The sequence below is a fragment of the Rhizobium moroccans genome, from assembly GCF_057559155.1.
In genome coordinates this window covers 1-21,907 of record NZ_JBHFJG010000047.1, presented here as the reverse complement: position 1 = coordinate 21,907, position 21,907 = coordinate 1, and the positions used below count along the sequence as shown (strand labels likewise).

The window sequence follows — 21,907 nt, the reverse complement described above, 5'->3', positions numbered from 1 at the left end:
TCTCCTTGAGCTTCAAGCTGAAATCCGTTCCTGGATGGCGAGCGGCGCCCGCGCCTCTATGTTCTCAAGCGCGCTTACGAGCTCGCGGGCGCGGGCAAGGCCGGTATGACCGCCGATCACGCGCGCCTCAGCCGCCGCCGCGATAGCCTTGCGGTGGTCTTCGTCGATCCGCGTCAGGGCCTCGACCACGTCTTCGGCCTGCCGTGCGATGACCAACGCCTCGCCATCCGGCAGAAGGTCATCGAGCCCGCGCCAGAAATCGCTGATGATCGGCGTGCCGCAGGCAGCGGCTTCGAACAGCCGCACGCTCGGCGACCAGCCCGCCGCGATCATGTCGGATCGCGTGACGTTGAGCGTAAAGCGCTGTCGGCTGTAGAAGGAGGGATGTTCTGCAGGCGGCAGATGTTCGATCCGCTCGACATTCTCCGGCCAGTCGATCTCTCTGGGATATTTCGGGCCGGCCACCACGAAGCGCATCTGCGGCAGCCGGTGCGCAGGCTCGATCAACAGGCTTTCGAGCGTCGGCTGGCGGTCCGGGCTATAGGTGCCGAGATAGCCGAGATCCCAGCATAGGCCCTCGCCCGTGTTCCTGTACCGGCCGGCATCAACGGAGCAATAGAGCGCCACAGCGTTACGCGAGCGGTACTCGCGTTCCAGCCGCGTCAGCACCTCGCCGCCCGAAAAAGAGAAATAGGCATCGAAAAGCGGCACTTGCCTGAGCGCCAGATATTCCTCATCGCCGCGGTCGAGCTTGGCGAGTGTGACCGGCGTGTCGATATCGTAAAAGCAGAGCCGCCTCGGCCGAAGCGCCACCACCTCGTCGATCAACGCGACACCGGCCGGCACATAGGAGCCGATGATGACCGCATCGGCAGACCGGATGCGGTCGGAATAGAGCTGAACCACCTCATCGATGTCGGAATAGTAGGCAAGTTGGCAGAAGTCCGGATCGGACATGTCGCGCTGGTTCGCATACCAGGGCACGTCCCGTTCCAGGAACAGCACGGAATGCCCCTCCGCCTCGAGGCCGCGGATCAATGCCCTGAATGTAGTGGCATGGCCGTTTCCCCAGGAAGAAGAAAGCGTCAGGCCGAGGAAGACGATGTCGAGCGGTTTCGTCATGCGGCGGCCTCCCCTCTGGCGGCATGAGCGCGGAAGATCGCATCCACCTTCTCGGCGCGATGGACATAGGTGTGCTCGGCAAGCACGCGGGCGAGCGCCCGCTCCCCGATCGTCTTTGCCCGCTCACGGCTGAGGCCGGCGAGAAGATCGGCAACATCCTGTCCGTCGCGGGCGACCAGCACCTCCTCGCCCGGCTTCAGGAAGAGATCGATTCCTTCCCAATGATCGGTGATGAGGCAGGCGCCTGCTCCAGCGGCCTCGAAGACACGGGTTGCCGGCGAGAAGCCGTTTTCCGCCATGCTCGCGCGCGAGATATTGAGCACCGCCTTGGGCGTGACGTTGAAGGCGTTATGATCCCGCGTTGAGACATGGCCGATATATCCGACATTCGGCGGCATCGGCTTGTCCTGCCAGCCGGAGCCGCCGAGCAGGAACGTCTGTCCCGGCAGACGGAAAGCGGGTTCGAGGAAGAAATGCTCGACGCGCGCTTCACGGTCCGGCAGGCGGTTTCCGAGAAAGCCGAGATCGGCGGCAAAGCGCCGGTTCTCCGGCACCGGGTGATGGGTTTCGGGATCGAGGGCGTTATAGATGGGCACGCAATCCGCCGCCCCGACCGCGCGGTAGGCATCCACCACCGGTTCACCGCCGCCATAGGTGAGCACGAGATCGACATCGGCAAGCGCCAGGCGCAGCGGATGACCGGGATTCGCGCGGAGTTCGGCAAGTGTGGCCGGCGCATCCACATCCCAGAATATCTTCAACGCACCCGACCGGGCGGCGGATAACACCTGCGAAAGCAAAAGATCGTCCTCGAAGCCGACGCCGCTCGCCTTGACGACGATATCGGCTCGCCTTGCCTCCGCCGCCACGCGGCCGAGCGCCTCGACCGTGCCTTCATAAACCACGACCTTGCACCAATCGGGCGGGTCGATATCGCGGTTCTTCTGCCGGTCGTAGACATCCGGCTCGTAGAAGGTGATGTCGTATCCCTTTTCCGCCAGCGCGCGAAGCAGCCCGCGATAATAGGTGGCGGCACCGTTCCAATAGGCGGAAATAAGGCTCGATCCGTAAAAGGCGATCTTCATTCGGCGGCCTCCCTTGGCTTCAGTTTCTGCATGACGCGAGCCGTACCGATTTCTTCGAGGATCGCGAACAGCTCATCGACGCGATGGCGGCAGGTATGCCGCGCCCGAACGGTCTCGAGCCCTGAGGCGGCAAGGTCCCTTGCGAGACCGGGGTCGGAAAGGACCTCGTTCAGCAGCCTTTCCATCTCCTTCCCGTTGCGGGCGACGAGATAATCCATGCCGGGACGGAAGAGATGCTCGGCATCGTCCCAAGGGGCAGAGACCAGCGGAATGCCGCAGGCGAGCGCTTCGAAGACGCGGATGGTCGGAATGCCCGGCAGGTTCCGCACATAGGGACGCCGGGGAATATGCATCGTCGCCCGGTGCCAGGCGAAGGCGAGTGGAACCTCCGCATTGGCGATCCAGCCGCCATAGGAGATGCCGGCATCCTTGAGTGCGGCAAGCGCCGGCTTGGGATATCGCACGCCGCGAACCATGGTCCTGAGCCCGAGCCTCCTGGCCGGTCGCACAAGAAACTCGGCGATCTCGGCGGACCGCTCGTCATCGCCCCAATTGCCGATCCAGATGAGATCGCCGGCCTTTTCCACGTCCGGCATCGGCCTGAACAACACGTCGTCCGCCGCCTCGTGCCAGGTGAACACCGCCCTGCCCCAGCCGGTCCGCAGATAACGCTGGCGCAGGGTTTCGCCGAAAGCAAGAACGCCGTCATAATCGCTGAGGTCGAGGCCGGCGATATCCTTCTCGGCCGAAACCGCACGATGATGGGTATCATGAAAGAGCAGCGTGAAGCGGCCGCCATTCCTGCGGGCGCGGCCAAGTCTCGCCACCAGCGCCGGTTCGGTCCATTCATGCACCACGACGACATCGGCATCTTCGATCGTGGCCTCGTGGTCGAAGCCATTCTCATAGATCCGTGACTTGAGTTCGGGAAAGGTCTCGCCGAATGTCCGCAGCGCGGCCGGCCCCTGTTCGCGCAGGAGGTTCTCCCGGCTCCAGGCCCCTTCCGGTTCGAGCGCCAGTGCCCGGTGCCCGCGTCGAACGAGATCACGCATTACGCCGCGAAGGAAATGCGCGTTGCCATGGTTCCAGTCCGAAACGAGCGAATGGGTGTAGAAGACGAACTTCATGGTCACTCCGCGGCCGTCAGGGTGTGGTTGCGCCGAAAAAGGTGCTCGTAGATGCTCTTCACGACAGCCGCCTGCGCCTCGACGGTGAAGGCATTCGATCGCTCATAGGCCTTCACCGCGATCGCGGCCCGATGATCGGTATTCTCCGCCAATCCGTTGACGGCATCGGCAAACGCCTGTGAAGCACGCGGATCAGCAAAGACGGCGCAGCCATCCCACAGCTCCCGGTAGACCGGGATATCGGAAAGCACGAGGGCGGCACCGGCACGCGCCGCTTCCAGGGGTGCGAGGCCAAACGGCTCGTAGATCGACGGCGAAACGAAGATCGCCGCCTGCCGCATCAACACCATGGCCCGGCGGTGGGAGAGTTCGCCCCGATGATAAACGTTGCCAAGCTCCAGATATTGCCCGTTGGGGCCGCTATTTGCGCCGGCCATGATCACCGGCCAGCGGATTGCGCGGGCGGCCCGGTCGAGGATCGCGCCGTTCTTGCCCTCGTCCCACCAGCGCCCGACGGCAAGGACGAAATCCTTTTTCGGACCCGGCAGGTTTTCCAGGCTGCTTGCATTATGAACCACGTGCAGGTTGGAGATCGGGCCATAGGCCTCTTCCAGCATCAGAGCATGGCTGTGGCTCGGCGCCAGCACCGCGTCCGCCCGGTCGAAGCCTTCCCGATTGAGGCTATATTGCCAGCGCCAGTCGTCCGGCACGGACGTACCGCGTACCGCGGCGAACCAGGTCACGACGCAGGAATGGGAAAACACCACCACGGGCACGGGCACGCGGAGCCCTGCCGCCTGGGAGGGAAGATTGAGATGGACGAGATCGACATTCTCCCTCGCCACGAGGTCGGCTATCAGCTGCGGCACAGCCTCGACGGCAGCCTCGCCGCGCACCATCCAATCGAGCGGCGCCTCAAGCCAGACGAGCTTGCCGATCGCTTCGGCTTCCTTCCTTTGGTCGTCGGATGGCGGTGGACCGAAGCCGGCAAAGACGACCTCCGTATCCCTTGCCTTCAGCGCCGCGGCCAGATCCATCGCATAACGCCATACCCCGCCGACGGCATCGAGGCTCATCAGTACGCGGCGGACACCGGCCTTGTTCTTTGCTCCGTTCATGCCGTAACCCTCCTTCGTTCGTCGAGGATCGGCGCGCCTCCGAAGCGATGCTCGACCAACCATTCGGCCAGATGCCGAAGGCCGGCCCGCCAGCGCACCCGCGCCTGCCATCCGAGGCGGTTTTCCAGCTTCCGCGTATCGGCCACGAAGAAATACTGGTCACCCGCGCGCCATTCGCTGAAGGAGGTTTCGAGCGGCCGGCCGGTGAGTTTTTCGATCTCGTGCAGCACGGAGAGGATGCTGACTGCGTTTCCAGTGCCGCCGCCGAGATTGAACACCTGCCCGCTCACCCGGTCGATCGCCGCAAGCACGGCGCGATAGGCCGCGACCGCATCGTCCACGTGCAGGACGTCGCGCACCTGCTTTCCGTTGCCGTAGATGGAGACCGGCTCGCCGGCGAGCGCGCGAATGAGGAAATGCGCCACCCATCCCTGGTCCTCGGTCCCGAACTGACGCGGTCCGTAGATGCAGCTCATCCGGAGCACGGCGGTCGGAATACCGAAGGACTTGGCATAATCGAGCACGTACTGGTCGGCGACACCCTTGGAGCATCCATAGGGCGTGCAGAAGTCGAGCGGCCGAGCTTCCCCGATACCGTGCTCACGCACGTCCTCGCTGGCGGGAATATAGCGGTCGTCGAGCTCCAGCATCCTGACATCCTCAAGCGCACCGTAAACCTTGTTGGTGCTTGCGAAGATCACCGGCGCCTTTCTGCCCGCCCGGCGCACCGCCTCCAGCACATTGATGGTGCCGCGGGCATTCGCCTCGAAATCCGCGATTGGATCGGCAAGACTGGTCGTCACCGCCGTCTGGGCTGCGAAATGGAAGACCGCCTTCGCGTCGACAAAGGCCGTTTCGATCGCGCCGGGATCCCGCACGTCTGCCAGCACCGGATGCACCCGGTCGCCATGCCGCTTCCTGAGCCAGGCGAGGTTCTGTTCGACGCCCGGCCGGCTGAGATTGTCGAGGATCACGACTTCCTCGCCTTCGGCGAGAAAGCTTTCCGCGAGATTGGTTCCGATGAAGCCGCTGCCGCCCGTCACGACGATCGGAGCCGCCTTGCGGGATGCGGAACCGGATGCGCTCATGACACAAGTCCCCGCTCTTCCAGTTGCCGTTTCATTTCCGCGCCGCGATCGACAGCCACCGCGCCGCGCACCCATTCGGCGAACTCACCGAGCGAATTTTCCAGCCGGTATCGCGGCTCGAAACCCAGGAGTTCGCGTGCCTTGGAGATATCGGCGAAGCAATTGCGGATATCGCCGGAGCGCGCCTTGTGCATGATGTCGGGCGTGATCCCCGGCACACCCATCGCCTCCGCCAGCAGCAGGGCGACATCGGCGACCGTATAGGATTGGCCGCTGGCAATATTGATGACGTGGCCGGCCGCATTCGGCTTTTCGATCGCCAGGCGGAAAGCACGGGCGACATCCTTCACATGCACGAAATCGCGCCTCTGCCTGCCGTCCTCGAAGATCATCGGCGATTGGCCGTTCGCGAGCCGCGAGGCGAAATTCGCGAGCACCCCCGTATAGGGGTTGGAGAGTGCCTGACCCGCCCCGAAGACGTTGAACAATCTGAGGGCGATCGCCTCGACGCCATAGGCTTCGCCGTAGATCAGCACCTGCTTCTCTTGCGCATATTTCGTAAGCGCATAGATGGAGGCGAGATCGACCGGCTTTTCCTCGTCGGTCGGCACAGGCGTGAGCGCCTCGCCATTGGGACCGAGCGGCTCCCACTCGCCCGCCTTGACCCGCGACGCCCTGCGCCGGACCTGCCCCAGCCTCTGGCCATCGGCGGTCTTGTAGAGGCCCTCGCCATAGACGCTCATCGACGAGGCGACGACGACACGTTTCACCGGCGTGCCGATCATGGATTCGAGCAGGACAGCCGTCCCGAGATCATTGCAGCCGACGTAACGGGCGATCTCGTACATGGATTGCCCCACGCCCACTTCGGCGGCGAGATGGATGACGGAGTCGACATCCTGCAAGGCCTCGGTGACGGCCCCTTTGTCACAGACATCGCCCCGCAGGAATTCGACACCTTCCGGCACACTGGCAGAGCCTTCGCCGTGGACCTGATCGATCATCGCGTCGAGGATGCGGATCGAATAGCCGCCACTGCGCATTTCCTCTGTGACATAGCGGCCAATGAAGCCGCATCCTCCGGTAATGAGCACTTTTTGAAGCACGGAGCCCACCTGTCGTTCGAGGGTTGATGATGATGCATACGAGGGCGGAACAAAGCTTCAGCAGAAATGTTCCGGCCGTTTTCCCTTTCAGGCGAAGGGGCTAGCCGCAGGTTCATCTTTGACATCAACTTCAATGTCTTCTTTGCCAGGAACCGAACCTGGCTTCCGCCATTAATCCTTCGCGAGATTGCGGCTCCGCAAAACCGGAAGGGGCGAGGATGAACAGCGTCATGACGAAGGTACGGACGATGCCGGCCGCCGTGGTTACCGGCCCCGGCCGGCTGGAGGTGCGGCACGTACCGGTCCCGGAGCCGGGTTCCGGCGAGGTGCGCGTGAAACTCGATGGGTGCGGTGTCTGTGCATCCAACCTTGCTCCATGGGCCGGGCCCGAATGGATGCGCTTTCCGACGGAGCCCGGAGGCCTCGGCCACGAGGGTTGGGGGGCGATCGACGCGATTGGTGAAGGCGTTGAAGGGCTCGATGTGGGAGATCGTGTCGCCGCATTGAGCTATCACGCCTATGCCGGATACGACACCGCGCCGGCCGATGCGGTCGTCAAACTGCCCGAGCAGCTCGCAGGCAAACCGTTTCCCGGAGAACCGCTCGGCTGCGCCATGAACATCTTGCGCCGCGCCGAAATCTCCGCCGGACAGACGGTGGCGATCATCGGCATCGGCTTTCTGGGCACCCTGCTGACGCAGCTTTCATCAAGGGCAGGAACACGCGTGATCGCCATTTCGCGGCGTCGCTTCTCACTCGATCTGGCGAAGGCGATGGGCGCTGCGGACGTGATCGAGATGAAGGATCACTGGGAGATCATCGAGAAAGTGAGGCAGCTCACCGGCGGAAATTTCTGCGACCGAGTGATCGAGGCGACCGGCAAACAATGGCCGCTCGACCTCGCCGCCGAACTCACCCGCGAACGAGGCAGGCTCATCATCGCCGGCTATCATCAGGACGGGCCGCGACAGGTGAACATGCAGCTCTGGAACTGGCGGGGGCTGGACGTCGTCAACGCCCATGAGCGGGATGCGCAAGTCTATATGCAAGGCATCCGGGAAGCCGTCGATGCCGTGACGGAAGGCCGGCTCGATCCGCTGCCTCTCTATACACATCGCTATCGGCTGGAAGAACTGGACGAGGCTCTCAACGCCACGCGCGATCGCCCCGAAGGTTTCCTCAAGGCATTGGTGATCTATCCATGAACGAAATGGCCCCGGAACGAAATCTGCGCTCTCCTTCCAGGTCGGTGAGGTTGGGCTTCCTCGGTGTCGGCTGGATCGGCCGTCATCGGATGAAGGCAATCCTCGAGACCGGCGCAGCAGAGGCCGTGGTGATCGCCGATCCTTCCCCCGAAATGGTGGCGGAGGCGCGAGAACTCGCCCCGGCAGCCGAGCTCGCGGCCGGTCTCGACGAATTGCTCGGCTATGACCTCGACGGCATTGTGATCGCGACCCCGAGCGCTCGGCACGCGGAACAGTCGATCCGCGCATTGCGAAAGGGCATCTCTGTTTTTTGCCAGAAACCGCTCGGCCGCACCGCGGAAGAAGTTCGATTGGTCGTGGAAGCGGCCCGCGCCGCCGACCGGCTGCTCGCTGTCGATCTCTCCTATCGCCAGACGGAAGCCATGCGCAAAATCCGCGATCTGATCCGGTCAGGGGAACTCGGCGAAATCTTCGCGACCGACCTTACCTTCCACAACGCCTATGGCCCGGACAAGCCCTGGTTCTATGACAAGGCGCTGTCCGGCGGCGGCTGCGTGATGGATCTCGGCGTCCATTTGGTGGACCTGGCGCTCTGGTCGTTGGATTTTCCAAAGGTGGCCCAGGTCCAAAGCCACTTGATGAACGGCGGTACTCCCCTGCCGGCAGGCAGCGAGCAGGTTGAGGACTTCGCCGTCTCTACACTCGTGCTCGAAAGCGGCGCGATCGTGCGGATCGCCTGTTCCTGGAGATTGCAGGCAGGCCGCGAGGCTGTTATCGGCGCGAGCTTCTTCGGAACGAATGGCGGCGCCGCGATGCGGAACGTCAATGGCTCGTTCTATGATTTCAAGGCTGAGCGGTTTCGGGGCACCTCCACGGAGATATTGACTGAGCCGCCGGATGCCTGGGGTGGCCGGGCCGCCGCCGAATGGGCCATTCGCCTCGCCGCGGGCGAGACCTATGACAGGTCCTGCGAAAAGCTGGTGGAAGTCGCCAGCGTGCTTGACGACATCTACCGGTCTGCCCGGTAGGCAGAGGGATCTGGCTGGGCACTGAAACCTATCTCTCTGCAAAATGTTAGCAGAACGGAAAGCCGCTTCTTCTCCAAGCCGAGGCTGACATCATGCTGGACCTCTCCTATGCCCGAAACCGAATGGTCGACGTTCACTTGGCCGGACGAGGCTTGAAGGATACGCATGTGCTCACCGCCATGCGCGAGGTTCCGCGGGAAGCCTTCGTCGAACCCGGCTTCGAGGAATTCGCCTACGAGGATTCGCCGCTGACGATCGGCGAAGGCCAAACCATTTCCCAGCCCTATATCGTGGCGCTGATGATCGAGAAGGCGCATATCGTCCCTGGCGATACTGTGCTTGAGGTCGGAACGGGTTCCGGCTATGCGGCGGCGGTCATAAGCCGGATCGCCGAGCAGGTCTATACGATCGAGCGATATGCCAGTCTCGGCGCTCAGGCCCGGCAGCGCTTCAAGCGGCTCGGTTTCGAGAATATCGCCGTACAGGTAGGCGACGGCACCAAAGGTTGGCCTGAAGCCGCCCCCTTCGATGCGATCCTGGTTGCAGCGGGCGGGCCGACGGCCCCACAGGCCCTCAAGGAACAACTCGAGATCGGCGGACGCCTGATCATCCCGATCGGCTCGGCTGGAGAACAGCGGCTCGTCCGGATCACCCGCATGAGCGCGACGACCTTCGAAGAGGAGGATTTCGGCGGCGTGCGCTTCGTGCCGCTCATCGGCGAACAGGGCTGGAGAGATGACCGCTTCGGACGGTTGAGGCCGGCGCGCGCTCCCACCCTGCCGCAACGGATCGCCGAGGTGGCCGAAGTGCTGCCGGATTTCGATGATCCCGCTTTCGGCCGGCTGTTCGATCGCTACGGCAACCGGCGTGTCGTGCTCCTTGGCGAGGCGAGCCACGGCACCTCTGAATTCTACCGTGCCCGCGCGGCGATCACCCGCCGCCTCATTGAGAAGCATGGCTTCACCATCGTCGCCGTCGAGGCCGACTGGCCGGATGCGAGCGCGATCGACCGCCATGTCAGGGATCGTGCCGGCGGGCGGGCGAAGGAACTGCCTTTCCAGCGCTTCCCCACCTGGATGTGGCGCAATCGTGAAATGGCGGATTTCATCGGCTGGATGCGCGCACATAACCTCTCGATTGCCGATCCCGAGCACCGGGCCGGCTTTTACGGCCTCGACATCTACAATATGAGCGCATCGATCTCAGCCGTTCTTGCCTATCTCGACCGGACCGATGCGGAAGCGGCGAAGATCGCTCGGCAGCGTTACGGCTGCCTGACCCCCTGGCAGAACGAGCCTTCCACCTATGGGCGCGCGGCGCTGACCGAAGGTTACGGCAGATGCGAGGAGGCGGTGATCGCCCAATGCCGGGAAATGCTCGGGCGCCAGCTCGACAGCGCCTCCGAAGATGGGGACGACCTGCTGGACGCCACTCAGAACGCCAGGCTGATCGCTTCCGCGGAACGCTATTATCGCATAATGTATTACGGCGGGGCGGAGTCCTGGAACCTGCGGGATACGCATATGTTCGAGACGCTGGAACATGTGCTTTTCGCGCGCAGCCCGGAGGCAAAGGCCGTCGTCTGGGCGCATAATTCCCATATCGGCGACGCCCGCCACACCGACATGGGCAGCGCGCGCGAGGAGGTGAATATCGGTCAGCTCTGCCGCGAGCGCTTCGGCAATCAGGCCGCCTTGATCGGCTTCGGCACGCATGAGGGTGAGGTTGCCGCCGCGAGCGACTGGGACGGCGACATGGAGGTCAAGACCATCCGTCCCGCGATGCGCGACAGTTTCGAGGAACTGTTCCATCAGGCGGGTGAGGAACGGTTTCTGCTGGATTTCGAAAGGGATGAAGCGCTCAGGAAGCGTCTCGAGGAACCGCTGCTGGAACGCTTTATCGGAGTCATCTACCGGCCCGAAACGGAACGATTGAGCCACTATATGTATGCCTCGCTCGCCAGGCAGTTCGACGCTTTCGTCTGGTTCGATAGGACCACTCCGGTCATCCCGCTGGGACCGGAGCATCCCCGCGAAGGGCAACCGGAGACCTATCCATTCGGCCTGTGAGAGGGTGATGCACGTGCGTTACGCCGTCATGCGCCGGCAGCTTTCCGCACATCTGCGGCAGGCATCGACGCATTCCTGCATGTCGCCTACCCGCTCGCAGTCATCTGCGCATTCGGCGCAGATCTCGGCACATTCGCGGCATGTGTGCTTGTGATGTGGCGTGCCGATCAGCATGAAATGGGCCGAGGTCCGGCAAATTTCGGCGCATGCCATCATCAGGCGGAAATGCGGTGGCTCGGTATGTTTGCCGCCCATTTCCAGGCAATGCTTCATCGCCGTGGACAGGCAGATGCTGTAGCAGCTCAAACACTCGTCGATGCATTCCCTCATGCCCGGATCGATATGAGCCATGGCGGCCTCCTTGGTCTTCGGCGGGGTAAAACGGCCGAACCGGGCTGAACGTCGTAAGTTCCACGAAGGGCTTATCCCCCGCCTGGATTGTTGGAGGGATTGCGATGGGGCGGCAAATCATTCGGCCTTATGACGGGTGTATTGCCGACCGGAGGAGCGGGTTCCACAAGGTCGCTGTCGCCGACATCAGGCGCCTTCAGCTCACCATTGCAGCGGTCGAGCTTCCGGGAAAGATTTTGCCCGTTGGATTCGGAGCGATCTCGAGGCTGGCTATCGTCCGGCACGGCGCAATCTCCGTTTGCCGGTCTTCTTTCCTCGGCAAAGCCGGATTGCGGCGCAAAGAAGCTCACCGCGATCAGCGAGACCGCAGCGGCAATCCGAACCCATTCTCTCTGCCTGAACATTATTTGCCTCCTTCAGCGATTCCAACCGTTGCAGAGGAGGACTGTTCCGTCGGACGCGCGGGAACCATCGCGTGAGGCGCCGGTTCCGGTCTTGACGATGAGAGACCGAAGGAGGTGCCACCATGCCAGGCAACAGCAAGATCACGACCGGCCTTAACGACCGCCCGAAATCCGCATCGATCGCCCAGAGCGGTCCCGGTATTCCGGACGATTCAGGCAGCCCGATCGAAGCCGATGACCGGCAGATCGAACGAATGAAGGAGAAATTGACGGAGAACCCTCGCGAAAAGCTCAAGAAGGAAGTGCAGGAGCGGATCGAGGCTTCGCAAAAGGGCTCCGAGTAATCGGATGCGTCACTCGACTCCTGCAAGTGTCAGATCGGCGGTCCGCGATCCCGCAAGGATCAAGTGACCATTGGGGAGATCATTGCCCGCAACCTTGGTTTCGACGGCATCCTCCGACAGGCCAAAATGACGCCAGCGGTCGACCAGCCTTTGCTCCAGCACATCGTGCGGCGGCGTGAGCATGATCGAATAGTCGAAAAGCCCCGCAAGCCCCGCCCAGCGTTCTTCCTTGAGCAGCAGATAATTGCCCTCGACGACGATGAAACGATGCTTCGGAGAAATGATGCGGGCCGCGGCGACCGCAAGCTCGCGGCTGCGGTCGAAGACCGGCACCAGAACCTCTTCTTCAGCCTGTCGCACCGCCGTGAGGATATCGGTCAAACCGCGAATGTCGAAGGTCTCCGGCGCACCCTTGCGTGATAGCAGGCCCTTTTCCTTAAGGACGGCATCATCCATGTGAAAGCCGTCCATCGGCAGAACCTCGGCTTGCTCGCCCTTGCCGCGAAGGGCCTGGACGAGCTTATCCGCGAAGGTCGACTTTCCCGCCCCCGGAGGCCCGGCGACGGCGATCAGGAAACGGCGCGCGTCGCCCGCCCGGCCGATGAGATCGTCCGCAATATCGTCCAGGCGTCGGTTCATGCCGGCACGGTTTCCGGGGTCACCGCCTTCGCGCCCGTCATCAGGGCCACCGCGTCGGACATCGTGTAGTCCTTGGGATTGATGACGGTGAGCCGCTTGCCGAGGCGGTGAATGTGGATGCGGTCCGCCACCTCGAAGACATGCGGCATGTTGTGAGAGATGAGCACGATCGGGATGCCCCGCTGCCGCACGTCCGAGATCAGCTCCAGCACCCTCCGGCTTTCCTTTACGCCGAGCGCCGCTGTCGGCTCGTCAAGGATGATGACCTTGGACCCGAAGGCGGCCGCGCGCGCGACGGCAACCCCCTGGCGCTGACCGCCGGAAAGCGTCTCGACCGCCTGATTGATATTCTGGATGGTCATCAGCCCGAGTTCCGAGAGCTTGGCGCGTGCGAATTTTTCCATCGCGCCGTGGTCGAGCTTGCGGAAAACCTTGCCCATGATGCCCGGTTTGCGGATCTCCCGCCCCAGGAACATGTTGTCGGCGATCGAAAGCGCCGGTGAAAGGGCGAGATTCTGGTAGACCGTTTCGATGCCGGCTTCACGAGCTTCCATGGGCGAGGAGAAATGCACCTCCTTGCCCTCCATCTGGATCTCGCCCTCGTCGGGACGGATAGCGCCGGAAATCGCCTTGATGAGCGAGGACTTCCCCGCGCCGTTGTCGCCGATCACGGCCAGGATTTCTCCGGGATAGAGATCGAAATCGGCATGGTCGAGGGCTGTGACGCGGCCGTAACGCTTCACCAACCCGCGAGCGGAGAGGATGGGTTGCCTGTTCTGTTCCTGAGCCATCAGACGGACGCCTTTCTGATCCACTGGTCCACTGCCACGGCGACGATGATGAGGACGCCGATGAGGAGATAGGTCCACTGCACATCCGTGCCGAGAAGGCGCAGGCCCAGCGAGAAGACGCCGACGATGAGCGCGCCGAACATCATTCCCAGAACGGAGCCTCGTCCGCCGAAGAGGGAAATGCCGCCGATCACCACTGCCGTGATGGATTCGATATTGGCGAACTGTCCGGCCGTCGGAGAAACCGAACCGATGCGGCCGATAAGGGCCCAGCCGGCGAGCGCGCAGATGAGGCCGGACATTGTGTAGACCGAGATAAGCATGCGCTTGACGTTGACGCCGGAAAGCTCGGCCGCATCCGGATCGTCGCCGACGGCATAGAGATGCCGGCCCCACGGCGTGTGGTTCAGCACGTACCAGAGGAATGCGACCAGCAGCACCATGGCGATCACGCCATAGGTAAACACCGCTCCGCCGATCCGAAACGTGCTGCCGAAGAACTGCAGGATCGGTGCCGTCGTCTCTATATCCTGCGACCGGATCGTTTCATTGGCAGAATAGAGGAAGTTGGTCGCGAGCACGATCTGCCACATGCCGAGCGTCACGATGAAGGGCGGCAGCTTCATGCGCGCCACCAGAACCCCGTTGATATAGCCGCAGAGCGCGCCGACGCCGAAACCGCAGAGAATGGCGATTTCCGGCGGCAGGCCGTAACGGAACACGAACTGACCCATCACCACCGATGACAGAACCATCATGGCCCCTACCGAAAGGTCGATGCCGGCCGTCATGATGACGAGCGTCTGCGCGGCTCCCACGATGCCGGTAATCGCCACCTGCTGAAGGATCAGCGTCAACGAAAAGGCCGAAAAGAACTTGGTGCCGAGCAGCGATCCGAAGATCAGAAGCGAGATGATGAGCACGATGAGCGACACGGCCGAAGGGCTCGTATGCAGGAAATGCCGGAACTTCTGAACCGCCGAGCGTTCGTTGGCGTCGAATGACGCGATCTCGGTGGAACTGTCCTTCAGGACCTTTTCGTAATCGTGATGCGGCGCGGCCGCCGTTGGGTCGCTCATGAGTTTCCTCCGCCTCAAGCCCGCTCCCACGGTAAATCCAACCAGGACAAGACCCTTGGCGGGACGGGCTTATGCTGCGCCTTCTTCAGCGCACTGTCAAAAATCGGTGAAAGGTCGCGGGGATGCCGAAGCACCCCGCGCGAGTGTCAGCCGGGCATCAGCCCCAGCACTTGGCCAAGCCTTCCTTGGTGTCGATCGACTGCACGCCGGAAACGGGCTTGTCGGTCACCAGCGTCACGCCGGTATCGAAGAAATCCTTGCCTTCGGTCGGCTTCGGCTTCTCGCCGGTATCGGCGAACTTCTTGATCGCCTCGATGCCGAGTGCGGCCATCTGCAGGGGATACTGCTGCGAGGTTGCTCCGATCACGCCTTCCGCGACGTTCTTGACGCCCGGGCAGCCGCCGTCGACTGAAACGATGAGGACGTCCTTTTCGCGGCCAACTGCCTTCAGCGCCTCATAGGCGCCGGCGGCGGCCGGCTCGTTGATGGTGTGGACGACGTTGATGGTCGGGTCCTTCTGGAGAAGGTTTTCCATCGCCGTACGGCCACCCTCTTCGTTCCCGTTGGTGATGTCGTGGCCGACGATCCGCGGATCGTCCTCGTCGCCGATGCGGTTGGCATCCTTCGTGTCGATGCCAAAGCCCATCATGAAGCCCTGGTCGCGCAGGACGTCGACCGAGGGCTGCGACGGCGTCAGATCGAGGAAGGCAACCTTCGCCTCGCTCGCAGCATCGCCCAGCGTTTCCTTCGCCCACTGGCCGATCAGCTTGCCGGCGAGCAGGTTGTCGGTGGCGAACGTCATGTCGGCTGCGTCGATCGGCTCGAGCGGGGTGTCGAGCGCAATCACCAGGAGGCCCGCATCGCGCGCCTTCTTGATGTTCGGCACGATACCCTTGGTGTCGGAAGCCGTGATGAGGATGCCCTTTGCCCCATCGGCAATGCAGGTCTCGATCGCCGCGACCTGGCTTTCGCTGTCGCCGTCGATCTTGCCCGCGTAGGATTTCAGCGTCACGCCGAGCTCCTTTGCCTTGGCGGTCGCGCCTTCCTTCATCTTCACGAAGAACGGATTGGTATCGGTTTTGGTGATGAGGCAGGCGGATACGCCCTGGGCCGATGCAGGCCCTGAAAAGGCGACACCCAGCGCAAGCGCACCGAAGGCGGCGGATAGAACGGTCTTCTTCATGATTTCTCCTCCCAGAATTGCCGACAAAGCGGTTCAAGAACTATCAGGCGCGGTCCAAGCCGCAGAATCGCTCAAGGCTTCCTCCAAGCCGCCGCGCCCTTGCACCCGCTAATTAAGGGGGATTTGAAATTCTTGTCAATAAATAAATCCGATTGAATTATTAATTGGAAGGACGTAAAGGTTGGACAGGCGTGGCATCGGGAGGTTATGCCAATGTCCATGGAGGATACGCTTCACACATCCGTGTTTTCGCCGACGCTGACACCGGCCGGCGGAGCCAATCAGGTGCGCGTGCGCGCCTATAACGAGCGGCTCGTTCTTTCGCTTATCCGCCTCCACGGATCGCTGTCCAAGGCGGAAATCGCCAGGCGCAGCGGGCTTTCCGCCCAGACCGCATCCGTCATCATGCGTTCGCTCGAAAAGGAAGGCTTGCTGCTGCGCGGCGCGCCCGTGCGCGGCAAGGTGGGCCAGCCATCCATCCCCATGCAGCTCAATCCGGATGCTGTCTTTTCCTTCGGGGTCAAGATCGGCCGCCGCAGCGCAGACCTCGTATTGATGGATTTCGTCGGGCGTATCCGCCTCCAGCTTCACGAGACCTTCGCCTTTCCTCTGCCGGACCGCATCATGGCCTTCATCACGAAGGGTATCTCGTCGCTCGAGGCCAAGCTCGATGAAAAGCAGCGCGGCCGCATTGCCGGCATCGGTATCGCAGCCCCCTTCGAACTCTGGAACTGGGCGAAGGAAGTGGGCGCGCCCGAAGGGGCAATGGAGGTCTGGCGGAATTTCGACCTCCAGGCGGAGGCATCCGCCAGAATTTCCTATCCCGTCTATCTGCAGAACGACGCCACCAGCGCTTGTGGAGCCGAACTCGTCTTCGGCATCGGCCCCTCCTACCCGGATTTCGTCTATTTCTTCATCGGCTCCTTCATCGGCGGCGGCATCGTGCTGAATTCGGCGATATTTTCCGGCCGCACCGGAACCGCTGGCGCGGTTGGACCGCTTCCCGTACGCGGAAAGAACGGCGAGACGCGGCAGCTCCTGGAGATCGCCTCCATTTTCGTGCTGGAAAGAATGCTGCAGGAAAAGGGCATCGATCCCGAGCCGCTGTGGTACTCGGCCGACGAGTGGATCGATTTCGGCGAGCCCTTGGAAAACTGGATTCAGGAAACCGCGAAGGCGCTGGCGCAAGCGATCGTGGCCGCGGCTTCCATCATCGATTTCAGCGCCGCGGTGATCGACGGCGGTTTTCCGGACTGGGTGCGCGAACGGATCGTACGGGCGACAATCGAGGAGGCGAGAAAGCTTGATCTCCAGGGCGTCGTCATGCCCGAAATCGTCGAGGGCGCGGTCGGCCCCCAGGCCCGCGCGGTCGGCGGTGCCAGCCTGCCGATCTTTGCCCGCTATCTCACCGATCAGAGCGTGCTGTTCAAGGAGATCGCCTCAGATCGGCCTCATCCAGTCCAAAGTGATCGAGGATGATCTTCACGTTTCGCCGATGTGATTTGAAGTAGATATCGAACAGGTCGCCGATGACCGGCACGCTGCCGGCGACCGCATCGGCGGCGAGATTGCCGAACATCTGCGCCATCTTCTCCTTCGGAAGACCGAACCGGCGCGCCTCGTTGATGATCAGCAGACCGATGAGCGCACCGCTGGCGTCACCGACGACCGGCAAAAGTCCGAGAACGGAATCGGCGCCGAAGCGGATGTTCGTGCCGGGCACGCGGATCGCCGTATCCATGAGCCGCGCGAGCGCTGAAACTCGTCGTAACCGGCGCAGCCGCTCGATACCTTCGAAATCCTGTGTTCGCCCGCCGAACCCGGCTGCATGGGCAGTGCTGGTCATCACGTGGCCTCCTCAGGCCGTTACCTGCTCGAATGAGCAGATGGCGATGGCAAGCGGGTATTTCCAGAAGAGTGGCCAAAGAGCGGCTTGGGTTCTAGGCTTCCTTCGGAGGCTGGTCCGCCAGGCTCTTCGCCTCTTCGGCAAGCTCGGCGAGGCGGCGGGTTATCTCCGCCAGGGCTGCTTCGGCGGCAGCGTCGTGCGCCGGCTCGGCTTCCATTTCCTCGGTGGTTACAGGTTCTTTCGATTTTTCGTCCGGCATAGGAATACCCCTTGATTTTTAGGGAGTTTGGGATGGCTCAATTAGTGCGCCATTAACCATCGACAAGGGAGCGGCGTGAGGTTCGCGGTGAAAGGGAAACTTCACGCCGCTCTTGGAAGGACCGCGTGGGGCGACGGGGACGATGGCTTGCGCGGCCCTTCCATTCGCATCAGTCCAGGACCTGGACGACCGTGCGGCTGCCAGGATCGACGATCACCCGCTGTTCGTTGACGACAGCATAGGCATAGGCAGGTTCCTCGGGGACAGGCATCAGCACCACCTGCTCCGGAATGGGCCTGCCCACGACTACGGGCTGTTCGACGATCACGGCCTGCGGCGGCAACGGCTGTTCGCGCACATAGGTCACGACCCTGTCCGGTGGCGGATCGATGGCCGTACCGGCGACCGCGCCCACGGCGCCGCCAACCGCAGCGCCAACCGGCCCGCCGATGATGGCTCCCGTCACGGCACCGCCCACCGCACCGTTGACCGTGCTTTCCTGCGCCTGTGCCACCGAGGCAAGGCTAAGGATCGCAGCCGACATGATAAGCAGCTTTTTCATGGCAATTCTCCTTTCATGCTTGATCGGAAAACGCCTGCTGTTCAAGGCCGTTCCTGTTTCGGACCTTTGCCTTGAGGCATCGGACTTTTGACCGATAGAAGCGCCTTACCTTCGGCCGGCAGGCGAGCCGCAGCGAAAAGGCCGCGCCTCGCGGCGCGGCCTCGTTCGGTCGGCACGGATTTGGATCCGGCCTATCCTTTCAGGCTCGCCTCTTCCCCATAGTATGACAGGTATCGCTCGCGGAACCGCTCCGGCGCGCCTGGATCGGCGTAGCGATGCAGGTCTTCCATATCCGTCTTGTTGAGGATCACGCCGATCAGTTTCGAGGCGATCTGCGGCTCGCTGTTGAGGACATTCTGAACGGTCTTGGCCGGTGTGACACCCCATTCCGTCACGAAGACGAACCCGTCCACGTGATGGGCGAACGCCTTGGCGTCGATCACCGGAACGAGCGGCGCGAGGTCGACGACGATGACATCGAACTTTTCGCTCACCGTCTCCAGGAACTTGCTCATGCCCTGCGAAGCGAGGAGTTCGCTTGTATGGGCAAGCTTCTTGCTGCGCGAGGTCATCGGCATGATCGTCAGCCGCGTGCGGCGGTCGACGCGCGCAGCACTCGTCCAGGGCGTCTCCCCCAGGATGACCTCGACAAGACCCACCTGAGGCTCCGTCGCCAGCATGCGGCTGAGGCCGGGATTGCGAAGGTCACCGTCGATCACCAGCGTTCGCAGCCCTGAAGCGGCGACCAGACCGGCGAAATTCGCTGCGACGGTGGATTTTCCTTCGCCCGGCAGCGAGGAGACGACGCCGATCACCCGGCAGGTTCTGCCCTGCAGCACGATATCGGAAGCGAGTTTGGTGTTGCGCAGTGTCTCGGCGAAACTCGATCGAGGCGCATCGACGGAAATACGCATCATCTTCCGAAGCGAGATCGGGTCCCCTTCGGGCAGCCGCGCCTCGTCGGTCTCTTCCTTGGCGGATGTTCCGGGTGTTTCGGCCGTCTGTTGGGCGCCGATCAGCGGCAGATAGCCAAGGAACCGGACGCCGAGCTTGTCCTGAACGTCCTGACCCGTGCGGAAGAACCGCTCGCGAAACTCCAGAAGCGTCGCAAGCGCGCCGCCCGCCATCAGGCCAAGCACCAGGGAAAGCGCCATGGTCATTGTCTTGCGCGGACTGGAGGGCGCGGTCGGCACGCCTGCGTCGGAGATCACGCGAGCCTTGGCGATCGGAAAGGACTGCCGCTGCGACGCCTCCTCGAAGCGCCCGAGATAAGATTCGTAGAGCGTTTTAAGCGCCGCCGCCTTCTGCTCCAGCTCCCGCAGCTGCACCATTTCGACATTGGCTTCGGAATTGTGGCCGGCCACGCGATCGATGCTTTCCCTCAGCGATCTCTCACGCGAGCTCGCCACTTCGTATTCGTTGCGGAAACTGCCCGTGAGGTTCTGGAGCTCGCGATAAATCTGGTTGGAGACGTCGTTCTTTTCCCCCTTCAGCGCGACGGCCTGAGGGTGGTCTGCTCCGAATTGCTGGATGATGCCCTGCTCACGTTCGGTAATGGCGGTGTAACGCTTGCGCAGGTCCTGGAGGACCGAATTGTCGGCATCTCGCGAGGAGACGACCGCATTGTTGACAGCCGACTCCGGCCCCTGGTCGATGATCGCCCTGTACTGGTTATAGCGCGCCGAGGCCGTCGCCGCATCGGCCTGCGCGACGATGAGCTGGCTGTTGAGATCGGACAATTGCTGCGAGGACAGGAGTTCGCCGCGCGGCGATATCAGCCCTTTTTCGATCTTGTATTTTTCAACCGCCATCGCCGCTTCCTGCGAGCGCGTGTTGAGATCGTTGAGCCTTTCCTGCAACCAGACGGAGGCCCGCTCCGTCGCGTCGAAATTGGCGTTGAGCTGCTCTTCCAGATAGGAGCTGGCATAGGTGCGCGCCATCATAGCGGAAAGCTGCGGATCGGGAGAGCGGATCGAGACCGCGATCACCGAGCTGCGGCCCACCCGTTCCACGGTCAGCGACTGCTGCAGGACGGCGGCCACCATCTCCCGGCGTCCGGCCCTTGCCGCCTCCTCAGAAACCGGCGGCTTGCCGGGTGTCAGCAGGGAGACGATGCTCTTGATGCTGCCCTTGACGAGAGCGGCCGGAGATTGCGGCGGGTTGACCAGCAATTCGTTCTCCGCGAGGCCCGCGTCATCCACGACCCTGAGGGCAAGCGCCTTGGATTTCAAGATTTCCACCGCACTCGACATGCGATTGTCGATCTGCTGGCTGGTCTGAGCGTTCTGCTCTTCCTCCGCATAGCGGGAAAGATCGTCGTCCACCAGGATCTGGGTCATGGCCGAGTACATCGGCTGCGCCATGAAGAGATAGAGACCGGCCAGAACCACCGCAGCTCCGACGCATGCCGCGATTACGCCGGCACGGCGCACTGCCGCAGCCCAGAGCTTGTCGAGATCAATGAAGGTATCGTTTTCCCGAGGTTCGCTCGGAAACACCGCTCTCGATCGGAAATTCACCTGGTCCATGGCCATTTTACCCTATGGGACTCTGTTTTGGGATGACAGGTTATCCCTGTCATCCCCTTCGATTGCGGAATGCCGTCAGGCGGCCTGAACCCGCGTTTCGTGCGAAGCCAAAATCTCCGGAAGGGATACGGAAAGCTGATCCCTCATATCGGCGCGCAGCATGGAAAACGCGACATTCGCCTCGATGAAGCCGCGCTTGCTGCCGCAATCGAACGTACGGCCCTGATAGGGATGGGCGTGGAACGATTGCGTCTTTGCAAGACGCTGCATGCTGTCGGTCAGCTGGATCTCGTTGCCTGCGCCGCGCTCCTGTCCGGCAAGCAGTTCGAAAATCTCCGGCTGCAGGATGTAGCGTCCGTTGATGTAGTAATTCGATGGCGCTACGGAGGGATCCGGCTTTTCAACCATGCCCGTTACCTCGAAACCGTGCTGTACCGATGTACCCGTGGCGACGATGCCGTAGCTGGAGGTTTCCTCCGGCGCGCATTCTTCCACCGCGATGACATTGCCGCCGACTTCCTCGTAGAGTTCCATGAGACCTGCCATGCAGCCCTGGCGCCCATAGGAGACCATATCGGGAAGCAGAAGCGCGAAAGGTTCGTTGCCAACCAGCTCCCGCGCGCACCATACCGCATGTCCAAGCCCGAGCGGCACTTGCTGGCGCGTATAGCTGACGGTTCCTGCCACCGGCAGCATCTTTTCGAGCTGTGTGACCTGGGTAGTCTTGCCCGAACGGGTAAGCGTCGCGATCAGTTCGGGCGCGCTGTCGAAGTAGTCTTCGATTGCGGTTTTGTTGCGGCTCGTCACGAAGATGATGTGCTCGATACCGGCTTGCATCGCCTCATCGACCGCATATTGCACGACCGGACGATCGACGATCGTCAGCATCTCCTTGGGCATCGCCTTGGTGGCCGGCAGGAATCGGGTTCCGTTTCCGGCGACCGGAATGACGGCTTTCCGAACTGGTCTGTTC

21 protein-coding genes and 1 pseudogene are annotated in these 21,907 nt (G+C 62.4%); 5 read left to right on the top strand and 17 right to left on the bottom strand.

Features of this window, described 5'->3' with window-relative positions:
• Window positions 1-12 precede the first annotated feature (12 nt).
• The 6 genes and pseudogenes from ACE04I_RS21620 to ACE04I_RS21595 all read right to left on the bottom strand — a co-directional run bounded on the left by ACE04I_RS21620 (window position 13) and on the right by ACE04I_RS21595 (window position 6,646).
• The gene (locus ACE04I_RS21620; RefSeq protein ID WP_046794942.1) at window positions 13-1,122 is read right to left on the bottom strand and encodes a CgeB family protein; all 1,110 of its coding nucleotides are present in this window, start codon (window positions 1,120-1,122) and stop codon (window positions 13-15) included.
• Window positions 1,119-2,207, bottom strand: a complete 1,089-nt coding sequence (locus tag ACE04I_RS21615) for a CgeB family protein (RefSeq protein ID WP_046794943.1) — start codon at window positions 2,205-2,207, stop codon at window positions 1,119-1,121. Before ACE04I_RS21615 ends, ACE04I_RS21620 begins: the two co-directional genes overlap by 4 nt.
• Window positions 2,204-3,334 carry a CgeB family protein gene (locus ACE04I_RS21610; protein ID WP_046794944.1) on the bottom strand — a complete coding sequence of 377 codons (1,131 nt, stop codon included), beginning with the start codon at window positions 3,332-3,334 and terminating at the stop codon, window positions 2,204-2,206. The genes ACE04I_RS21615 and ACE04I_RS21610 overlap by 4 nt, the downstream gene beginning before the upstream one ends.
• Window positions 3,335-3,336: 2 nt before the next feature.
• The gene (locus tag ACE04I_RS21605; RefSeq protein ID WP_046795111.1) at window positions 3,337-4,410 is read right to left on the bottom strand and encodes a glycosyltransferase family 4 protein; all 1,074 of its coding nucleotides are present in this window, start codon (window positions 4,408-4,410) and stop codon (window positions 3,337-3,339) included.
• Window positions 4,411-4,448: 38 nt separating this feature from the next.
• Window positions 4,449-5,513, bottom strand: a pseudogene (locus tag ACE04I_RS21600) (SDR family NAD(P)-dependent oxidoreductase); the annotation flags it as partial.
• Between the two features lie 23 nt (window positions 5,514-5,536).
• The gene (locus tag ACE04I_RS21595) at window positions 5,537-6,646 is read right to left on the bottom strand and encodes an NAD-dependent epimerase/dehydratase family protein (protein ID WP_082118368.1); all 1,110 of its coding nucleotides are present in this window, start codon (window positions 6,644-6,646) and stop codon (window positions 5,537-5,539) included.
• Between the two features lie 218 nt (window positions 6,647-6,864).
• Here ACE04I_RS21595 and ACE04I_RS21590 point away from each other — a divergent pair, with 218 nt between their 5' ends.
• The 3 genes from ACE04I_RS21590 to ACE04I_RS21580 all read left to right on the top strand — a co-directional run bounded on the left by ACE04I_RS21590 (window position 6,865) and on the right by ACE04I_RS21580 (window position 10,948).
• Window positions 6,865-7,851 (top strand): MDR/zinc-dependent alcohol dehydrogenase-like family protein, encoded by a 987-nt coding sequence (locus ACE04I_RS21590; protein ID WP_046794947.1) that lies wholly within the window; start codon window positions 6,865-6,867, stop codon window positions 7,849-7,851.
• Complete coding sequence (locus ACE04I_RS21585; RefSeq protein WP_046794948.1) at window positions 7,848-8,879, top strand: Gfo/Idh/MocA family protein; 1,032 nt, start codon at window positions 7,848-7,850, stop codon at window positions 8,877-8,879. Before ACE04I_RS21590 ends, ACE04I_RS21585 begins: the two co-directional genes overlap by 4 nt.
• Before the next feature lie 92 nt (window positions 8,880-8,971).
• A complete protein-coding gene (locus ACE04I_RS21580) occupies window positions 8,972-10,948 on the top strand; it encodes a protein-L-isoaspartate(D-aspartate) O-methyltransferase (protein ID WP_487207595.1) in 1,977 nt (658 codons plus the stop codon).
• 18 nt (window positions 10,949-10,966) lie between these two features.
• On the opposite strand, the gene ACE04I_RS21575 is transcribed toward ACE04I_RS21580, so the two are convergent.
• Window positions 10,967-11,299: a four-helix bundle copper-binding protein gene (locus ACE04I_RS21575; RefSeq protein WP_046794950.1), complete on the bottom strand. Its 333-nt coding sequence runs from the start codon at window positions 11,297-11,299 to the stop codon at window positions 10,967-10,969.
• A 71-nt stretch (window positions 11,300-11,370) separates the two neighbouring features.
• Window positions 11,371-11,703: a hypothetical protein gene (locus ACE04I_RS21570; protein ID WP_046794951.1), complete on the bottom strand. Its 333-nt coding sequence runs from the start codon at window positions 11,701-11,703 to the stop codon at window positions 11,371-11,373.
• A gap of 122 nt (window positions 11,704-11,825) precedes the next feature.
• Here ACE04I_RS21570 and ACE04I_RS21565 point away from each other — a divergent pair, with 122 nt between their 5' ends.
• Window positions 11,826-12,047, top strand: coding sequence for a hypothetical protein (locus tag ACE04I_RS21565; protein ID WP_046794952.1), 222 nt, complete (start codon window positions 11,826-11,828; stop codon window positions 12,045-12,047).
• 9 nt (window positions 12,048-12,056) lie between these two features.
• Here the strand turns inward: ACE04I_RS21565 and ACE04I_RS21560 are convergent, their stop codons facing one another.
• The 4 genes from ACE04I_RS21560 to ACE04I_RS21545 form a co-directional block, all read right to left on the bottom strand.
• Window positions 12,057-12,686 (bottom strand): nucleoside triphosphate hydrolase, encoded by a 630-nt coding sequence (locus ACE04I_RS21560; protein WP_487207594.1) that lies wholly within the window; start codon window positions 12,684-12,686, stop codon window positions 12,057-12,059.
• Window positions 12,683-13,477: an ATP-binding cassette domain-containing protein gene (locus ACE04I_RS21555; protein WP_046794954.1), complete on the bottom strand. Its 795-nt coding sequence runs from the start codon at window positions 13,475-13,477 to the stop codon at window positions 12,683-12,685. The genes ACE04I_RS21560 and ACE04I_RS21555 overlap by 4 nt, the downstream gene beginning before the upstream one ends.
• On the bottom strand, window positions 13,477-14,556 hold the full coding sequence (locus ACE04I_RS21550) for an ABC transporter permease (protein ID WP_046794955.1): 1,080 nt from the start codon (window positions 14,554-14,556) through the stop codon (window positions 13,477-13,479). Before ACE04I_RS21550 ends, ACE04I_RS21555 begins: the two co-directional genes overlap by 1 nt.
• 157 nt (window positions 14,557-14,713) lie before the next feature.
• Window positions 14,714-15,739, bottom strand: a complete 1,026-nt coding sequence (locus ACE04I_RS21545) for a sugar ABC transporter substrate-binding protein (RefSeq protein ID WP_046794956.1) — start codon at window positions 15,737-15,739, stop codon at window positions 14,714-14,716.
• 213 nt (window positions 15,740-15,952) lie between these two features.
• Here ACE04I_RS21545 and ACE04I_RS21540 point away from each other — a divergent pair, with 213 nt between their 5' ends.
• Window positions 15,953-17,218 (top strand): ROK family transcriptional regulator, encoded by a 1,266-nt coding sequence (locus tag ACE04I_RS21540; protein ID WP_046794957.1) that lies wholly within the window; start codon window positions 15,953-15,955, stop codon window positions 17,216-17,218.
• Here ACE04I_RS21540 and ACE04I_RS21535 read toward each other — a convergent pair.
• The 5 genes from ACE04I_RS21535 to galU form a co-directional block, all read right to left on the bottom strand.
• Window positions 17,166-17,585 carry a DUF4112 domain-containing protein gene (locus tag ACE04I_RS21535; protein ID WP_046794958.1) on the bottom strand — a complete coding sequence of 140 codons (420 nt, stop codon included), beginning with the start codon at window positions 17,583-17,585 and terminating at the stop codon, window positions 17,166-17,168. The genes ACE04I_RS21540 and ACE04I_RS21535 overlap by 53 nt on opposite strands.
• 94 nt (window positions 17,586-17,679) lie before the next feature.
• Window positions 17,680-17,844, bottom strand: coding sequence for a hypothetical protein (locus ACE04I_RS21530; RefSeq protein ID WP_156176947.1), 165 nt, complete (start codon window positions 17,842-17,844; stop codon window positions 17,680-17,682).
• Between the two features lie 169 nt (window positions 17,845-18,013).
• Window positions 18,014-18,406, bottom strand: a complete 393-nt coding sequence (locus ACE04I_RS21525) for a DUF1236 domain-containing protein (RefSeq protein WP_487207593.1) — start codon at window positions 18,404-18,406, stop codon at window positions 18,014-18,016.
• Window positions 18,407-18,597: 191 nt separating this feature from the next.
• Window positions 18,598-20,934, bottom strand: coding sequence for a polysaccharide biosynthesis tyrosine autokinase (locus ACE04I_RS21520; RefSeq protein WP_487207592.1), 2,337 nt, complete (start codon window positions 20,932-20,934; stop codon window positions 18,598-18,600).
• 75 nt (window positions 20,935-21,009) lie between these two features.
• Window positions 21,010-21,907, bottom strand: an 898-nt coding sequence (gene galU, locus ACE04I_RS21515) for a UTP--glucose-1-phosphate uridylyltransferase GalU (RefSeq protein WP_487207591.1), incomplete at its 5' end; no start/stop codon positions are given.

What these genes read in the sequence shown, in the direction of transcription:
- ACE04I_RS21620 (WP_046794942.1), bottom strand. Translation starts at nt 1,122, where the DNA reads ATGACGAAACCGCTCGACATCGTCTTCCTCGGCCTGACGCTTTCTTCT.
- ACE04I_RS21615 (WP_046794943.1), bottom strand. Translation starts at nt 2,207, where the DNA reads ATGAAGATCGCCTTTTACGGATCGAGCCTTATTTCCGCCTATTGGAAC.
- ACE04I_RS21610 (WP_046794944.1), bottom strand. Translation starts at nt 3,334, where the DNA reads ATGAAGTTCGTCTTCTACACCCATTCGCTCGTTTCGGACTGGAACCAT.
- ACE04I_RS21605 (WP_046795111.1), bottom strand. Translation starts at nt 4,410, where the DNA reads ATGAGCCTCGATGCCGTCGGCGGGGTATGGCGTTATGCGATGGATCTG.
- ACE04I_RS21590 (WP_046794947.1), top strand. Translation starts at nt 6,865, where the DNA reads ATGAACAGCGTCATGACGAAGGTACGGACGATGCCGGCCGCCGTGGTT.
- ACE04I_RS21585 (WP_046794948.1), top strand. Translation starts at nt 7,848, where the DNA reads ATGAACGAAATGGCCCCGGAACGAAATCTGCGCTCTCCTTCCAGGTCG.
- ACE04I_RS21580 (WP_487207595.1), top strand. Translation starts at nt 8,972, where the DNA reads ATGCTGGACCTCTCCTATGCCCGAAACCGAATGGTCGACGTTCACTTG.
- ACE04I_RS21575 (WP_046794950.1), bottom strand. Translation starts at nt 11,299, where the DNA reads ATGGCTCATATCGATCCGGGCATGAGGGAATGCATCGACGAGTGTTTG.
- ACE04I_RS21570 (WP_046794951.1), bottom strand. Translation starts at nt 11,703, where the DNA reads ATGTTCAGGCAGAGAGAATGGGTTCGGATTGCCGCTGCGGTCTCGCTG.
- ACE04I_RS21565 (WP_046794952.1), top strand. Translation starts at nt 11,826, where the DNA reads ATGCCAGGCAACAGCAAGATCACGACCGGCCTTAACGACCGCCCGAAA.
- ACE04I_RS21560 (WP_487207594.1), bottom strand. Translation starts at nt 12,686, where the DNA reads ATGAACCGACGCCTGGACGATATTGCGGACGATCTCATCGGCCGGGCG.
- ACE04I_RS21555 (WP_046794954.1), bottom strand. Translation starts at nt 13,477, where the DNA reads ATGGCTCAGGAACAGAACAGGCAACCCATCCTCTCCGCTCGCGGGTTG.
- ACE04I_RS21550 (WP_046794955.1), bottom strand. Translation starts at nt 14,556, where the DNA reads ATGAGCGACCCAACGGCGGCCGCGCCGCATCACGATTACGAAAAGGTC.
- ACE04I_RS21545 (WP_046794956.1), bottom strand. Translation starts at nt 15,739, where the DNA reads ATGAAGAAGACCGTTCTATCCGCCGCCTTCGGTGCGCTTGCGCTGGGT.
- ACE04I_RS21540 (WP_046794957.1), top strand. Translation starts at nt 15,953, where the DNA reads ATGTCCATGGAGGATACGCTTCACACATCCGTGTTTTCGCCGACGCTG.
- ACE04I_RS21535 (WP_046794958.1), bottom strand. Translation starts at nt 17,585, where the DNA reads ATGACCAGCACTGCCCATGCAGCCGGGTTCGGCGGGCGAACACAGGAT.
- ACE04I_RS21530 (WP_156176947.1), bottom strand. Translation starts at nt 17,844, where the DNA reads ATGCCGGACGAAAAATCGAAAGAACCTGTAACCACCGAGGAAATGGAA.
- ACE04I_RS21525 (WP_487207593.1), bottom strand. Translation starts at nt 18,406, where the DNA reads ATGAAAAAGCTGCTTATCATGTCGGCTGCGATCCTTAGCCTTGCCTCG.
- ACE04I_RS21520 (WP_487207592.1), bottom strand. Translation starts at nt 20,934, where the DNA reads ATGGACCAGGTGAATTTCCGATCGAGAGCGGTGTTTCCGAGCGAACCT.